A 14,381-nucleotide genomic window follows, 5' to 3' on the forward strand; every position below is an offset into this window, starting at 1 on the left:
AGGTGCTCGGCTATGTTTGACCTCTGGTGGCCCGAACTGCTCGACGCGATCCGCGACACGCTGTCGATGGTCGCCGCGTCGGCCGCGGTCGCGGCGCTGCTCGGCGTCCCGCTCGCGGTGATCCTCGTGACGACCGCGCCCGGCGGCATCTACGAGCGGCGCGGCGTGAACGCGGTGCTCGGCGCGCTCGTCAACGTGTTCCGCTCGACGCCGTTCATCATCCTGCTCGTCGCGCTGCTGCCGTTCACGCGCGTGCTGATCGGCACGACGATCGGCGTATGGGCGGCCGTCGTGCCGCTGTCGATCGCCGCGATCCCGTTCTTCGCGCGGATCGCCGAGGTGAGCCTGCGCGAAGTCGATCGCGGGCTGATCGAGGCCGCGCTCGCGATGGGCGCGAAGCGCCGTCACATCGTCTGGCACGTGCTGCTGCCCGAGGCGCTGCCCGGCATGCTCGGCGGCTTCACGATCACCGTCGTCGCGCTGATCGGCTCGACCGCGATGGCGGGTGCCGTCGGCGCGGGCGGGCTCGGCGATCTCGCGATCCGCTACGGCTATCAGCGTTTCGACACGACCGTCATGGCGACCGTGATCGTGATCCTGATCGCACTCGTTTCGGCCGTGCAAATCACGGGCGACCGCCTGGTCCGACGCGTGACCCGGCGTACCTGAGCGGCGCCACAAGCGCCGGCTCTTTTCATTGAAGACCCTGAGAGAACGATACCCATGACCTTACCCATCGGCGCGCCGCGTGAATGGAACGGACAATTCGAGGAAGCACTGTTCCTGGACGTCGCACGACGCCATCGTCCCGGCTTCCCGGACAAGCTGGCGACACCGCCGCGCGAGCCGCGCGGCGAAGACGAACTGGCCGCCGTCGCCGACTACTACACGAAGATGGCGTCGCACGACCTGTTCATCGTGCAGGTCGTCGCGAAGGCGATCGACACGCTGTTCCGCGACGACCCGCATTTCCAGCTGATCCTGTCGCGCCAGCTCGGCGACGACGGCGCGCACGCGGTGATCGGCCGTGAGCGCGTGACCGAACTGACGGGGCGCGATCCGCTGCCGGAAATCGACCGGCTCGTCGCCGCGCACTGGGCGCGCATCGGCGACATCGCGGTGCGCGACGTCGCGGGCTTTCTCGCGTTCGAGTGGCATTACGAGCTGCACATCCTCGCGAAGCTGTGGATCCAGCGCAAGACTGGCCGTATCGGCGACAGCGCGATGCGCGAACACGGCGAGAACCGGATCCGGCCGGACGAGGAGTGGCATCGCGTGCAGATCGTCCAGTGGTGGTTCGACACGTTGAAGGCGCTGCCGGCGGCCGAACGCGACGCGCTGATCGATCGCGTGATCGCGGCCGACGAGGAAACGCAGGCGCGGCTCGACGGTTATCTGCACGACGAGTACGCGCACACCGCGCACGTGTTCGGCGCGGATATCGCCGAATACCGCGCGATCTACGACGACTGGCGGCGCGAGATCCTCGCGCGGTTGACCGGCAGGCGCGAACTCGGGAAACTCGTGCCGTTGTCGGAAGCTGTCTCGACCCAGGAACAGGAAGCCGTCGCATGAACGATCCCCGCGGCCCGGCGACGCTCGCCGCTGCAACGGATGTGTCAGCCGTCGATCCGGACGCACTGGCGCGCGTCATCGAAACGCTGCGCGAAACCGCCGCCGCGCGCGATCGCGCGGGCGGCCACGCCGCGCAGGAAAAGCAATGGCTCGCCGACGCGGGTCTGCTGACGCTCGCGGTGCCGCGCGAATTCGGCGGGCAGGAAGCCGGGTGGCCGGCGATCTACGACACGATCCGGCGGATCGCGCGCGTCGACAGCGCGCTCGCGCATCTGGTCGGGTTCCAGATCCTGCAGGTGGTGAGCGTCGACGTGTGGGGCAGCGCGGCACAGCGCGAACGCTATCTGCGCGGCACGGTCGAGCATCGCTGGTGGTGGGGCAATGCGGTCAACCCGCTCGACACGCGGCTGGCGGCGACCGCGACGCCCGACGGCGGCTACCGGCTCGACGGCGTGAAGGGCTTCTGTTCGGGCACGCGCGGCTCGCAGCGCATGACGGTGTCCGCGCACGATCCGCAAGCGGGCCGCACCGTGTTCGGCGTGGTGCCGACCGATCGCGCGGGGATCACGGTCAACGAAGACTGGGACCCGATCGGCCAGCGCCAGACCGACAGCGGCAGCGTGAGCTTCGACGGCGTGACGCTCGCGCCGGACGAGGTGCTGCACCGCTCCGAGGCGCCGCCGACACCGCGCGCGACGCTGCGCACGCTCGTGTCTCAGCTCGTGCTGACGAACCTGTTCGTCGGGCTCGCGGAAGGTGCGCTGGCGGAAGCGCGCGACTACGTGCTGAAGCATGGCCGCCCATGGATACAGTCGGAGGTCGCGCAGGCGAGCGACGATCCGTATACGCTGCAGCGCTTCGGCGACATGCGCGTGCGGGCGATCGCCGCGGCGGCGCTGGCCGATCGCGCGGCGGCCGCGTTGCAGCGCGCGTGGGCGCGGCAGGATACGCTGACGGCGGACGAGCGCGCCGAGGTGGCGCTCGCGGTATCGGAGGCGAAGATCGTCGCGCAGCGCGCGGCGCTCGACAACGGCGAGGCGCTGTTCGACGCATGCGGCGCGCGCGCCACGGCCGCGTCGCTCGGCCTCGACCGCTTCTGGCGCAACGCGCGTACGCATACGCTGCACGATCCGCTCGACTATCGGCTGCGTGACGTCGGCCGGTTCGCGTTGACCGGGGAATTGCCGCCGGCGTCGCTCTATACGTAAGCGGGCGCGCGCCGGGTCATTGATCGCCGGGAGGCGTGCCTTCCGGCGCCATCGGGGCGGGCGCGGGCTGAGCGGGCAGCGGCGCGCCGCCTTCCGTTCCCGCGCGCCGGTACGACACCAGTTCGTTCGTATAGCGTGCGGTGCGCATGCTGTTCGAGTCGTAGTACTCCTCGACCGACTTCACCCAGCGTCCGACCGCCGGCACGTACCAGAACGCCTTGTAGGTCTTGCCGGTCTGTTCCGCCGTGCTGTTGTTGTGGCTTTGCATCAGGATCGTCGAGCCGTTCACGGTGCGGGACAAGCCGGACGTGATCGACTGCCCGGGCGCGTTTTGCGCCTTCCACGTGCCTTCGGCCTCGATCTTGATCGCATCGAATTTCCCGCCCTGCACCGTGACCGTGTCGCGGCCGACGACCTTGTAATGCGTGTCGTACGCTTCCGACGCATGCTGCGGATTCGGGTTCGTCTCGGCATAACTGATCGCCCAGGTCTTGCCGACCGTCAGCGGAAACGCGAACGGGCGGTTCACCACGGTTTCCGTGCCGTTGACGCTGCGCGCGCGGCTCCAGTCCGCGTCGACGATCAATTCGTGCGGCGCTTGCGTCGTGCCGCTTTGCCGGGTTTCGATGTAGATGTGCCCGGGTGTCGTCCGCTGCACGGTAACCTCGTCGCGCGACTGGCGCCAGCCGTTCGGGCCGATTTCGACGGTGTTGATGTAGGTCCAGGTATCGCCGGGCTTCAGTGTCGGCGCGGCGATCGATTGGGCGAGGGCGACGCCGGGCAGCGCGGCGCAGAGTGACAACGCGGTCAGTATTTTCTTGTTCATCGTGTAGGTAGTCGGCCAACGGTCTCGCCGGCAAGCTTATCAACCACACCTTTCAATCGGCATGCCACGCGCGGTGCCGAAGCGCTGCACCGTGGTCGATCTGCTGGACGTTCAAAATGATATGTTATATCGTTGCGATACAATATATCATTCGTTCCTCAACGTCCTCTTCCGGAATCGCCCGATGAGCACCGCCCTCCCTCCGTCCACGCGGCTTCCCGTGACCGTCCTGTCCGGCTTTCTCGGCGCCGGCAAGACGACGCTGCTCAACCACATCCTGAACAATCGCGAGGGCCGGCGCGTCGCGGTGATCGTCAACGACATGTCCGAGGTCAACATCGACGCCGCGCTCGTTCGCGACGGCGGCGCAGGGCTGTCGCGCACCGACGAGAAGCTGGTCGAGATGAGCAACGGCTGCATCTGCTGCACGCTGCGCGAGGATCTGCTGATCGAGGTCGACCGGCTCGCGCGCGAAGGGCGCTTCGACCAGCTCGTGATCGAATCGACCGGCATCTCGGAGCCGCTGCCGGTGGCCGAGACGTTCACGTTCGAAGGCGAGGACGGCCGCAGCCTCGGTGAAGTCGCGCGGCTCGACACGATGGTGACCGTGGTCGATGCGTTCAATTTCCTGCGCGACTACGCGTCGCGCGACAGCCTGCAGTCGCGCGGCGAATCGATGGGCGACGAGGATGCGCGCACGGTGGTCGATCTGCTGATCGACCAGATCGAGTTCTGCGACGTGATCGTGATCAACAAGATCGACCTGATCGACGACAGCGCACGCGAGCGGCTGGTCGCGCTGCTGCGCGGGCTGAATCCGCGGGCAAGGATCGAGATCGCCGAATTCGGCAAGGTGCCGCTCGAGCGCGTGCTCGACACGGGCCTGTTCGATTTCGACGCAGCATCGCGCGCGCCGGGCTGGCTGCAGGAGCTGCGCGGCACGCACACGCCGGAAACCGACGCATACGGCATCCGCAGTTTCGTCTACCGCGCGCGGCGGCCGTTCCATCCGCAGCGCTTCTTCGCGCTCGTCGAAAGCGAATGGCCGGGCGTCGTCCGCTCGAAGGGGTTCTACTGGCTGGCCACCCATCCGACCGTCGCCGGTTCGTGGTCGCAGGCCGGCGCGGTCGCGCGGCACGGGCCGGCCGGCCACTGGTGGGCGGCCGTGCCGCCCGAGCGCTGGCCGCAGGACGCGGAAGCCGTCGCGCAGATCCGCGCCCGCTGGGACGAGCGCGTCGGCGACGCGCGGCAGGAACTCGTGCTGATCGGCATGGACATGGACGAGCCCGCGCTGCGCGCGCGCTTCGACGCGTGTCTGCTGACCGACGCCGAGATGGCCACCGGCCCCGAACACTGGACCACGTGGGACAACCCGTTTCGCGACTGGCCCTGACCTGAACGCGCTTCCTGCATCGATCCGGATGGAGAAGGCGCTCCACCGGATCCCGAGCATGAATGCCCCCCTTCCCGATATCTCCCTGACCGATGCCGCGCCGGGCCGCCGCCCGCTCGAATGGGTCGGCATGCAGGGCATCGACCTGCCCGTTGCGGTGGCCGAGCCCGGCTGCCGGCGCGACGTGCATGCGCGCGCCGACGTGCAGGTCGACCTTCCCGCACCGCACGTGAAGGGCATCCACATGTCGCGGCTGTACAGGCTGCTCGACGGGCTCGGCGATGGCGCCGCGCTGTCGCCGGCCGGCCTTCGGCCGGTGCTGCAGGCGATGGTCGACAGCCATCGCGACTGCGACACGCGCCGTGCTCGGCTACGGCTGCACTTCGACCTGCTGGCGCGCCGCACCGCGCTGGTGACCGACGGGCTTGCCGGGTGGAAGGCCTATCCGGTCCGGATCGACGCGACGCTGACCGACGTCGGGTTCGAGCTGCGCGCACAGGTGACGGTCGTCTATTCGTCGACGTGCCCGTGCTCTGCCGCGCTGTCGCGGCACTGGGTCGAACAGGCGATCCTGGCGGCGTTCGGCCGCGACGATCGCGTGGAACCGGCAGCGGTCGCCGCGTGGCTGAAACGGCATGCGACGGCGGCCACGCCGCACAGCCAGCGTAGCGAAGCCGTCGTCAGCGTGGGGCTGCCGGCTGATGGCGCGACGCTCGGGCTGATCGACCTGATCGATCGCATCGAGCACGCGCTCGGCACGCCGGTGCAGACGGCCGTCAAGCGCGCGGACGAGCAGGCGTTCGCGGTGCTGAACGGCGGCAACCTGATGTTCGTCGAGGATGCCGCGCGCCGGGTCCAGGCCGCGCTGGACGGCCGCCATGCGCACTCGCGCGTGCACGTGCGCCATCTGGAAAGCCTGCACCCGCACGATGCGGTGGCCTGGGCCGCGCCGGTTCGCGAAGGCGCCGACGCATGCTGATCCGCAAGCTGTTCCGGTTCGAGAACGCGCACGTGGTGCGCGGCTGCAGCACGCGGCGCTGTTCGCATTCGATCCACGGCCATTCGTATCGCGTCGAGCTGCTGCTCGAGGCGCATGCGCTGGACCACGGGCAGATGATCTACGACTTCGGGCTCCTCAAGGGCGACGTGCGCGACCTGATCGACGCGTTCGACCACGCGGTGACGCTGTGGTCGGACGACGATCCCTGCTATGTCGAGAGCATGCGCCGGCATTCCGAGCGCTGGGTGCTGCTGCCGGTGTCGCCGAGCGCCGAGCAGTTCTCGCGCGTGTTCTTTCGCCTCGTCGATGCGGCGCTGTCCTGCACGCGCATGTCGAACGGCGAAGCCGGCGTGCGGCTGCATTCGATCATCGTTCACGAAACCGAGACCGGTTACGCGCAGTGTTTTCGCGACGATGCGTTCAACCCGCGCATGGGCCGCATCGATCTGGACGACATCGTGTTCGCGCCGGCCATCGCCGGACAGTGGCGCGATCCGGGCCTGTTCGAGCGGATCAAGCGCGGCCGTTCGATGTCAAGACAGGAATCCTGATGATCAGAAAGAACCCGCGCGGCGACCTGCCGCAAATTCATCCGAGTGCATTCGTCGATCCGACCGCCATTCTGTGCGGGCTCGTGATCGTCGAGGAGAACGTGTTCATCGGCCCGTACGCGGTGATCCGCGCCGACGAAACGGATGGCGACGGCCGGATCGCGCCGATCGTGATCGGTGCGCATTCGAACATCCAGGACGGCGTGGTGATCCATTCGAAGTCGGGCGCGAGCGTCACCATCGGCCAGCACACGTCGATCGCGCATCGCGCGATCGTCCACGGGCCGTGCAAGGTCGGCAACGGCGTGTTCGTCGGCTTCAACAGCGTGCTGTTCAACTGCACCATCGACGACGGCTGTGTGGTGCGCTACAACGCGGTCGTCGACGGCTGCCACCTGCCGCCGGGCTTCTACGTGCGCTCGACCGAGCGCATCGGGCCGGAAACCGATCTCGCCGCGTTGCCGCAGGTGACGGCCGACGCGAGCGACTTCTCCGAGGACGTCGCGCGCACGAACAATGCGCTGGTGCTGGGCTACAAGCACATCCAGAACGAGTTCTGAGCCATGGACGAACCCGTTCGACGTGAAGAGGGCGCGCGCGACGCGCTGAAGCGACGCCATGTCGACCTGCTCGTGCACGGCGGCACGGCGATGACACCCAACGGCGCCGAGCAGGTCGACGTCGCGTGCGTGGATGGCCGTGTCGTCGCGCTGGGTGCGTTGCATGGCATGTGGAGCGCCGACGTTCTCCTGGATGCCGGCGGCCTGCATGTGCTGCCGGGCGTCGTCGACAGCCAGGTGCATTTCCGCGAACCGGGCCTGACGCACAAGGAGACCATCGAGGCCGGCACGCGCGGCGCGGTGCTCGGCGGCGTCACGACGATCTTCGAGATGCCCAACACGCATCCGCTGACGCTGACCGCGCAGGATCTGCAGGCCAAGCTGGAACGCGCGCGCGGCCGCGCGTGGTGCGACCACGCGTTCTACATCGGCGGCTCGGCCGCGAACGCCGAACGGTTGCCGGCGCTTGAAGCGCTGCCGGGCTGCGCGGGCGTGAAGGTCTTCATGGGCAGTTCGTTCGGCGACCTGCTGGCCGACGACGAAGCCGTGTTGCGCCGGATCGTGCGCAACGGGCGGCGGCGCATGGCCGTGCACGCGGAGGACGAAGCGCGGCTGCGCGCACGTCGGGCGCTCGTCGAAGCGAGCGGCGACGTGCGCGACCATCCGCGCTGGCGCGACGTGCAAAGCGCGCTGGAGGCGACGCGGCGCATCGTCGCGCTGGCCGCCGAGACGGGCCGCCGGCTGCATGTGCTGCACGTGTCCACCGCCGAGGAAATGGCGTTGCTCGCGCGGCACCGGCAGCGCGTGACCGTCGAGGTCACGCCGCATCACCTGAGCCTGCATGCACCCGATTGCTACGAACGGCTCGGCACGTTCGCGCAGATGAATCCGCCGGTGCGTGAACGGCATCATCGGGACGCGCTGTGGCAGGCCGTTCGCGACGGCTTGGTCGACGTGATCGGCAGCGATCACGCGCCGCATACGCGCGACGAAAAACGCCGCCCTTATCCGCAGTCGCCGAGCGGGATGACCGGCGTACAGACGCTGCTGCCGCTGATGCTCGATCACGTGCACGCGGGCCGCGTGAGCCTCGAACGACTGGTCGACCTGACCAGCGCCGGGCCGGCGCGCGTCTTCGGCATCGCGGGCAAAGGGCGCATCGCGGTGGGCTACGACGCCGATTTCAGCATCGTCGACCTGCGCGCGCGGCGGATCATCCGCGACGAATGGATCGCCAGCGTCAGCGGCTGGACGCCGTACGACGGGTGCGCGGTCACGGGCTGGCCCGTGCATACGGTCGTGCGCGGGCAGGTCGTGGTGCGAGACGGCGCGCTGAACGGGGAGCCGCAGGGGCAGGCCGTCACGTTCCTGGACGCCTAGATCGGCAGGCGAACCGTCTGCTTGATGCGCTTCAGCGGAATCTCGGTTTCGACGTTGCGAACGCCTTCGATCTGCGTGAGCGTTTCCATCTGGAAGCGCTGGTAGTCGTCGAGATCGCGGGCGATCACGCGCAGCAGATAGTCGTAGCTGCCGGCCATCAGGTGGCATTCGAGCACTTCGGGCGCCTGCTCCATCTCGCGCGCGAAGCGTTCGACCGTTGTCTTGTCCTGGCGCTCCAGCGTGACGCGCACGAACGCCGTGAATCGCAGGTCGACGGCGGCCGGGTTCAGCAGCGCGACATACGCGTCGATCACGCCCTGTTCCTCGAGCAGGTGAACGCGGCGCAGGCAGGGCGTGGCGGACAGTCCGGCCTGTTGCGCGAGTTCGGCATTCGTCTGGTTCGAATTCCGTTGCAACGCACGCAGAATGCGCCGGTCGATTGCATCCAGTTTGATTGGCATTTTTGACTACCCGTGCGGTGAATGCTAGAGAATAGCGCCAAAATCGATAGTCAAAGTAGCTGAATACGCATCCAATTTCCATGGGAAGGCGCCGATAATCCGACGACAGGCCGGGCGATTCCCGTCCGCCGGCAATCCCGTTCAGGAGCTTTCCCATGTCGCATCTATCCTGGCTGCCGTTCATCGCAACGTCGCTGCTGATCATCGTCACACCGGGCCAGGACATGGTGCTCGTGATGTCGCGTACGCTGTCCGACGGCACGCGCGCGGGCCTCGTGACCGCCGCGGGCGTCAGCGTCGGGCTGCTCGTGCACACGATGCTCGCGACGCTCGGGCTGGGCGCGCTGCTGCAGGCGTCCGAATGGCTGTTCACGGCGCTGAAGGTGGTCGGCGCGTTGTACCTGCTGTATCTCGGCATCACGCTGTTGCGCTCGTCGGGCGAACTGACGCTCGCGAGCGGCGACGGCGCGCAGGCATCGCGGCTGCGCACGTTCGCGCAAGGCGCGCTGTCCAACGTGTCGAATCCGAAGGTCGCGCTGTTCTATCTGGCGTTCCTGCCGCAGTTCGTGCCGGCGGGCGCCGCGCATCCGATGCTGTCGCTGTTCGTGCTGGGCGCGACCTTCGCGGGCCTGACGTTTCTCGTCAAGGGGCCGGTTGCGGTGTTCGCCGGCCTGCTGTCCGCATCGATCCGCCGCAACCCGCGGATATTGACGCGCATGCACCGCGTCAGCGGGGTGGTGCTGCTGGGGCTCGGGGTGAAGCTGGCGCTCGAGCGCCGCTGATGGTGGGGCGCTCGTGCGCGTGTCGTCGCGCGCGTGGCCGCATTCGAACCTGGCACCACGGAATTCGCGTCGGCCGCATTCGCGCCTTCGCGGATGGCGACCGCATTCACCGCGGAGGCCGTCGCGCGGGCGATCGCGACGCTGCCGGTCGCGGATGCCGAGCTGTCGATGCCGAGCGCAACTGCATCGGCAGCACCGGCGTTGGCCTGAAAGCCGGCGTTCGTGCGCCGCTTTCCTTCACGCTCCGTTGTGCACGCGTTATTGCGCGGGCAACGCGTCCGCCAGCGCCCGCATTGCTTCCACCGTCTCCGGATTCGCGGGGAAAAACGCCTCGATCGCGAGTTCCGACAGCGTCACGTCGACCGGCGTGCCGAACACCGTCGTCGTGCTGAAGAACGTCAGTTCGCCGGCCGCCGTGCGCAGCCGCAACGGCACGGCGATATCCGCGAAGTCGGTGCGCGCATGCGTGTCGTCGGGCTGGCCGGCCGGTGCCGGATACGCGGCGAGTTCGTCGCGTAGCGTGTGCAGCGTGCGGTCGCCGCTCGCATCGATCTGCCGCTGCAGCCGATGCAGGATGTGCGCGCGCCACTCGTGCCAGTTGACGATCTGCGACGCGAGGCCGTCCGGATGCAGGCTCAGCCGCAGCACGTTGACGGGCGGTTGCAGCAGCGACGGATCGGCCTGCGCGACCAGCGCGCCGAGCATCCGGTTCGCGGCGAGCAGTGTCCAGTGACGATCCACGGCGAGCGCCGGGTAGGGCTCGTGGCCACGCAGCACGGCTTCCACCGCATGGCGCGCGGCATCGAGCTGCGGATCCGAAAACGGCCGTTCGCGGAACAGCGGCGCGAAGCCGGCCGCGACGAGCAGCGCATTGCGTTCGCGCAGCGGCACGTCGAGACGCTCCGCGAGATGCAGCACCATCTCGCGGCTCGGCTGCGCGCGGCCCGATTCGACGAAGCTCAGGTGGCGCGCGGAAACGTCCGCGTCGAGCGCGAGCGCCATCTGGCTCAGGCGCCGGCGTTGCCGCCACGTGCGCAGCAGCGGGCCGATGCCGGACGCGCGGCCGGCGGACGGGGAGGGCGAGTGGAGGGCGGCGGTCGGGTTCATGCAGCAGATGATAGGCAATCCAGAGTGCCTTGGGCATTACCTGCGACGTAAGCATCGCGCCTCCCCGGGCGTGTCGCGGCGCTGCGTTACCATAGCCCCCGTGCCAACTGAGAGACGACGCCGGACCCGCGATTGAAAACGCAAGGGCCGACGCCGTGCATATTTACGACAAGGCATTCCAGGGGAATCCAACAATGAAAAAACTTGCCGTCCGGCTCGCCTGCGTGGCGACGCTTGCATTCACCGCGATCAGCGGCCACGCGCAGACCGAAGCCGCGCAGGTGGAAATGAGGGCCGCGGCCGCCGCCGCCAACGACGCGGTCGTGAAGGGCCCGACCGACATCGATGTGAAACACGAAGCCGTGCTGAAGCTGAAAGCCGGCGAATCGTTCGTGCCGGCCGCCGAAGCCGGCCGCTACCTGCGTTCGATGGGCAACTCGATCGACGAAACCAGGCTGGTCGGCCTCGTGCTGCCCGACGATCCCGACGCCGACTGGATCTCGGTCGTGTCGTTCGAGCCGAGCGGCTATATCCGCGACGACGACGCGAAGGACTGGAAACCCGACGAGCTGCTGAAGAGCCTGCAGGCCGGCACCGAGGAAGACAACCCCGGGCGCAAGGAGCGCGGCCTGCCCGAAACCGAGGTGGTCGGCTGGGCGAAGGCGCCCGCGTACGACGCGGCCACGCACCGGCTCGTGTGGTCCGCGATCATCCGCGACAAGGGCGCGGCCCCGAACGCCGAAAACGACGGCGTGAACTACCGGACGCTCGTGCTCGGCCGCGACGGCTACCTGTCGCTGACGATGGCGTCGACGCTCGCCGATCTGCCGAAATACAAGGCGTCGGCCGACGAACTGCTGTCGAACATCAGCTTCAACGACGGCAAGCGCTACGCCGATTTCAACAAGTCGACCGACCACGTGGCCGAGTATGGCCTCGCGGCGCTGATCGTCGGCGTCGGCGCGAAGAAGCTCGGCCTGCTCGCGCTGATCGGCGCGTTCGCGGTGAAGTTCTTCAAGGTCGGCGCGGTTGCGCTGCTGGCCGGCGGCGCCGCGCTGAAACGTTTCTTCGGGCGCAAGCCGAAGCCGGCCGCGGTGCCGGCCGTCGCCGATGCGTCCGGCGCGTCCGGCATGTCCGATGCATCCGCCACGGAGCGCAAGGAATGACGAAGCTGTTGCTGCTGATCTTCGGCGGCCTCAAGCTCGGCAAGGTGCTCGTGTCGGCGGGCACCATGCTCGCGTCGATCGCGGTCTACGCGCTGTTCTACGGCTGGCGGTTCGCGGCCGGTTTCGTGGCACTGCTGCTGGTGCACGAGGCCGGCCACTACGTGGCCGCGCAGCGGCGCGGGCTCGACGTCGGGCTGCCGACCTTCATCCCGTTCGTCGGCGCGTGGATCCAGCTGAAGGAGATGCCGCACGACGCGGAAACCGAGGCGTACGTCGGGCTCGCCGGGCCGTTCGTCGGCACGCTCGGTGCGCTGGCCTGCTACGCGGCCGCGCGCCACTACGACAGCAACCTGCTGCTCGCGCTGTCGTACACGGGCTTCTTCCTGAACCTGTTCAACATGATTCCGCTGTCGCCGTTCGACGGCGGGCGGATCACCGCGGTGCTGTCGCCGCGCATCTGGTTCGCGGGCGTGCCCGTGCTGATCGCGCTGTTCGTGTATCGGCCGAGCCCGCTGCTGATCGTGATGGCGATCCTCGCGCTGCCGCAGCTCAAGCGCGCGTGGCGCTACGATCCCGACGCGCCGGAGAATCGCGTGTACTACGCGACGTCGATCGAGACGAAGACGACGTACGCGCTCTGCTACGTCGGCCTGCTCGCATTCCTCGCGCTGATGACGTCCGGCGTGCACGACATGCTGCGCGTCGCGCATTCCGCGGCCTGACGCCAAAACGGCGGCCGTTTTCGCGGCCGCCGTCGTTTTTCTTCCCTTTTCGCCGAATCTCACGCGTCGCGATGCTGCAGCTCGACGCGCCTGATCTCCTTCACGATCACGAGATAGCTGAACACGGTGACGAGCGCGTTCAGCCCGACGAACACGAGTGCGCCGTTGAACGAGCCGCTCGCGCCGACGAGGTAGCCGATCGCGATCGGCGCGACGATGCCGGCCGTGTTGCCGAACATGTTGAACAGACTGCCCGACAGGCCGATCGCTTCCTTCGGCGCGGTATCGGCGACGACGGCCCAGCCGAGCGAGCCGATGCCCTTGCCGAAGAACGACACGGCCATCAGCACGATCACGAGCGCTTCGCTGTCGACGTAGTTGCAGCCGATGACGACCATCGACAGCGCCATCCCGCCGACGATCGGAATCTTGCGCGCGAGCGTGAGCGACACGCCGCGGCGGATCAGCCCGTCCGACAGCATCCCGCCGAGCACTCCGCCGAGGAACCCGCAGATCGCGGGCAGCGACGTCATGAAGCCGGCCTTCAGCAGCGACATCCCGCGCGCCTGCACGAGGTAGATCGGGAACCACGTGAGGAAGAAATAGGTGAGCACGTTCACGCAGTACTGGCCGAGATACACGCCGATCAGCATCCGGTTCGACAGCAGCTGGCGCACGTAGTACCAGCCCGCCACGCGGCGGCCTTCCGAGCGCAGGCCGTCGGTGCCGCGCACGGTCGTGCGCACGAGGCCGCCGCCCTGCTCGATATGCTCGAGTTCCGCGCGGTTCACGGCCGGATGGTCGGCCGGATCCTTCACGACCCGCAGCCACAGGAACGCGAGCGCGATGCCCGCGAGGCCGAGCCACAGATACACCTGGTGCCAGCCGTACGCATGCGTGAGCCACGCCATCAGCGGCGAGAACACCACGGCCGCGAAGTATTGCGCGGCGTTGAAGATCGCGGACGCCGTGCCGCGCTCGGCGGTCGGGAACCAGCTCGCGACGACTTTCGCGTTCGCGGGAAAGGCGGGTGCTTCGGCGATGCCGACCGCGAAGCGCATCGCGAACAGCGCGGCCACCGCGAACGCGGCGCTGCCGCCGAGCCCGATCGTGCCCTGCAGCAGCGTGAACGCCGACCACAGGAAGATGCTGGCCGCATACACGCGGCGCGCGCCGAAGCGGTCGAGCAGCCAGCCGCTCGGCAGTTGCGCGAGCACATACGCCCAGCTGAACGCCGAGAAGATGTAGCCCATCGTCACCGGGTCGATGCCGAACGCCTTGCGGATCGGCGTGCCGGTGATCGACAGCGTCGCGCGATCCGCATAGTTGAGCGTCGTGACGACGAACAGCATCGCCAGGATCCAGTAGCGCACGACGGTCCGGCGCGCGGTGTGCGCGAGGTCGAGCGGAAGATCGCGAGGGGTGGTCTGATTCGGCACTTTAATGTACGTCGTCGTATGACATCGTGTGGAGTTTATGTGGGTTGGTCGACCCCGGAAACCTCGGGTTTTCCCGTTGGGTACGACGCAAAACGTCCACCATTTGGGCATGGGCCGAATAAATAAGGGATTCGCGCATTGTGTGGCAAGATCGACGACCCGCGTGAATCGCAAAATCATGTCGGCAGACATCGTATCTGTTGGGCTACAA

15 protein-coding genes are annotated in these 14,381 nt (G+C 68.0%); 11 read left to right on the forward strand and 4 right to left on the reverse strand.

Annotated elements, in window-relative coordinates; all coding sequences use genetic code 11:
* Window positions 1–12: 12 nt before the first annotated feature.
* Genes ABY44_RS24950 through ABY44_RS24960 form a run of 3 tightly spaced genes read left to right on the forward strand, consistent with a single transcriptional unit; the run spans window position 13 to window position 2,783 of the window.
* Window positions 13–669 (forward strand): methionine ABC transporter permease, encoded by a 657-nt coding sequence (locus ABY44_RS24950; RefSeq protein WP_060083759.1) that lies wholly within the window; start codon window positions 13–15, stop codon window positions 667–669.
* A 54-nt stretch (window positions 670–723) separates the two neighbouring features.
* The gene (locus ABY44_RS24955) at window positions 724–1,575 is read left to right on the forward strand and encodes a hypothetical protein (protein WP_021159288.1); all 852 of its coding nucleotides are present in this window, start codon (window positions 724–726) and stop codon (window positions 1,573–1,575) included.
* Complete coding sequence (locus ABY44_RS24960; RefSeq protein WP_060173957.1) at window positions 1,572–2,783, forward strand: acyl-CoA dehydrogenase family protein; 1,212 nt, start codon at window positions 1,572–1,574, stop codon at window positions 2,781–2,783. Before ABY44_RS24955 ends, ABY44_RS24960 begins: the two co-directional genes overlap by 4 nt.
* A gap of 16 nt (window positions 2,784–2,799) precedes the next feature.
* Here the strand turns inward: ABY44_RS24960 and ABY44_RS24965 are convergent, their stop codons facing one another.
* Entirely contained in the window at window positions 2,800–3,609 is an 810-nt protein-coding gene (locus ABY44_RS24965; RefSeq protein ID WP_060173956.1) for a hypothetical protein, read from the reverse strand.
* 184 nt (window positions 3,610–3,793) lie between these two features.
* On the opposite strand from ABY44_RS24965, the gene zigA reads away from it, so the two are divergent.
* Genes zigA through ABY44_RS24990 form a run of 5 tightly spaced genes read left to right on the forward strand, consistent with a single transcriptional unit; the run spans window position 3,794 to window position 8,493 of the window.
* Window positions 3,794–5,002 carry a zinc metallochaperone GTPase ZigA gene (gene zigA / locus ABY44_RS24970; protein ID WP_060194046.1) on the forward strand — a complete coding sequence of 403 codons (1,209 nt, stop codon included), beginning with the start codon at window positions 3,794–3,796 and terminating at the stop codon, window positions 5,000–5,002.
* A gap of 58 nt (window positions 5,003–5,060) precedes the next feature.
* Window positions 5,061–5,981, forward strand: coding sequence for a GTP cyclohydrolase FolE2 (folE2, locus tag ABY44_RS24975; RefSeq protein ID WP_060174108.1), 921 nt, complete (start codon window positions 5,061–5,063; stop codon window positions 5,979–5,981).
* Complete coding sequence (locus tag ABY44_RS24980; protein WP_021159292.1) at window positions 5,975–6,553, forward strand: 6-pyruvoyl trahydropterin synthase family protein; 579 nt, start codon at window positions 5,975–5,977, stop codon at window positions 6,551–6,553. Before folE2 ends, ABY44_RS24980 begins: the two co-directional genes overlap by 7 nt.
* Window positions 6,553–7,113, forward strand: a complete 561-nt coding sequence (locus tag ABY44_RS24985; protein ID WP_021159293.1) for a carbonic anhydrase — start codon at window positions 6,553–6,555, stop codon at window positions 7,111–7,113. Before ABY44_RS24980 ends, ABY44_RS24985 begins: the two co-directional genes overlap by 1 nt.
* A gap of 3 nt (window positions 7,114–7,116) precedes the next feature.
* The gene (locus ABY44_RS24990; RefSeq protein ID WP_060173955.1) at window positions 7,117–8,493 is read left to right on the forward strand and encodes a dihydroorotase; all 1,377 of its coding nucleotides are present in this window, start codon (window positions 7,117–7,119) and stop codon (window positions 8,491–8,493) included.
* Here the strand turns inward: ABY44_RS24990 and ABY44_RS24995 are convergent.
* Complete coding sequence (locus ABY44_RS24995) at window positions 8,490–8,954, reverse strand: Lrp/AsnC family transcriptional regulator (RefSeq protein ID WP_011353935.1); 465 nt, start codon at window positions 8,952–8,954, stop codon at window positions 8,490–8,492. The genes ABY44_RS24990 and ABY44_RS24995 overlap by 4 nt on opposite strands.
* A gap of 155 nt (window positions 8,955–9,109) precedes the next feature.
* Between ABY44_RS24995 and ABY44_RS25000 the strand changes: the two genes are divergently transcribed.
* Window positions 9,110–9,736, forward strand: a complete 627-nt coding sequence (locus ABY44_RS25000) for a LysE family translocator (RefSeq protein WP_059684161.1) — start codon at window positions 9,110–9,112, stop codon at window positions 9,734–9,736.
* 258 nt (window positions 9,737–9,994) lie between these two features.
* On the opposite strand, the gene ABY44_RS25005 is transcribed toward ABY44_RS25000, so the two are convergent.
* Window positions 9,995–10,843 carry a helix-turn-helix domain-containing protein gene (locus ABY44_RS25005; protein ID WP_060173954.1) on the reverse strand — a complete coding sequence of 283 codons (849 nt, stop codon included), beginning with the start codon at window positions 10,841–10,843 and terminating at the stop codon, window positions 9,995–9,997.
* Window positions 10,844–11,037: 194 nt separating this feature from the next.
* On the opposite strand from ABY44_RS25005, the gene ABY44_RS25010 reads away from it, so the two are divergent.
* A complete protein-coding gene (locus ABY44_RS25010; RefSeq protein WP_060173953.1) occupies window positions 11,038–12,009 on the forward strand; it encodes a DUF2167 domain-containing protein in 972 nt (323 codons plus the stop codon).
* A complete protein-coding gene (locus ABY44_RS25015) occupies window positions 12,006–12,731 on the forward strand; it encodes a site-2 protease family protein (RefSeq protein WP_021159298.1) in 726 nt (241 codons plus the stop codon). Before ABY44_RS25010 ends, ABY44_RS25015 begins: the two co-directional genes overlap by 4 nt.
* Window positions 12,732–12,790: 59 nt before the next feature.
* On the opposite strand, the gene ABY44_RS25020 is transcribed toward ABY44_RS25015, so the two are convergent.
* A complete protein-coding gene (locus ABY44_RS25020) occupies window positions 12,791–14,170 on the reverse strand; it encodes an MFS transporter (RefSeq protein ID WP_060173952.1) in 1,380 nt (459 codons plus the stop codon).
* Window positions 14,171–14,381: the final 211 nt, after the last annotated feature.

Source organism: Burkholderia sp. ZZQ-2, assembly GCF_050768715.1.
GTDB lineage: Bacteria > Pseudomonadota > Gammaproteobacteria > Burkholderiales > Burkholderiaceae > Burkholderia > Burkholderia cepacia.